This window comes from Neoroseomonas rubea (assembly GCF_016106015.1).
Taxonomy (GTDB): domain Bacteria; phylum Pseudomonadota; class Alphaproteobacteria; order Acetobacterales; family Acetobacteraceae; genus Neoroseomonas; species Neoroseomonas rubea.
Genome location: NZ_JACADQ010000722.1, coordinates 1 through 690, shown reverse-complemented (window position 1 = coordinate 690; position 690 = coordinate 1). Strand labels below are relative to the sequence as shown.

1 pseudogene is annotated in these 690 nt (G+C 77.8%); it reads left to right on the top strand.

Going from position 1 to position 690, the window contains the following annotated elements:
- Nucleotides 1-690: pseudogene (locus tag HW577_RS26060) on the top strand (class I SAM-dependent RNA methyltransferase); the annotation flags it as partial.

Below are 690 nucleotides of genomic sequence, written 5' to 3'. Positions count from 1 at the left end.
CCGGTCGCGCCGACCATCGCCACCGCGCCGGGCCATCGCCGCCGCGCCGACCTCGCGCTGCGGCGCACGCCGCGCGGCGCCATCGCCGGGCTGCATGTCGCGGGCAGCGCGGATGTGCTCGACCTCGCGACGTGCCTCGTGCTCGACCCGCGCCTCGTCGCGCTGCTGCCGCCGCTGCGCACCATGCTCGCCAGCCTCTCGGCGCTGAAGCGCGAGGGCTCGGCGGTGGTGAACCTGCTCGACACCGGGCCCGACCTGCTGCTGCGCACCGACGCGCCGCTGCAGGCCGGGGACCGCGTGCTGCTCGCCCGCTTTGCGGAACGCGAGGGTCTCGCGCGCATCGCCTGGGCGCGCGGCACGGGAACGCCCGAGATCGCGGCACAGCACGCCGCACCCACCATGGCCCTGTCCGGCGTCGCCATCGCGCCCCCGCCCGGTGCCTTCCTGCAGGCGAGCCCGGAGGGCGAGGCCGCCATCATCGCCACCGTGCTTGCGGCGCTGCCGGCGAAACTGAAGGGGCGCGGGCGGATCGCGGATCTGCATGCGGGGCTCGGCACGCTGTCCATCCCGCTCGCCGCGCGCGGGCGCGTCGCTTCCTTCGAATCCGATGCGAGCGCGGTCGCGGCGCTGGCCGCCGCCGCCGGGCGCGCCGGGGTGCCGGTCGCGGCGACGCGGCGGGACCTCGACAGC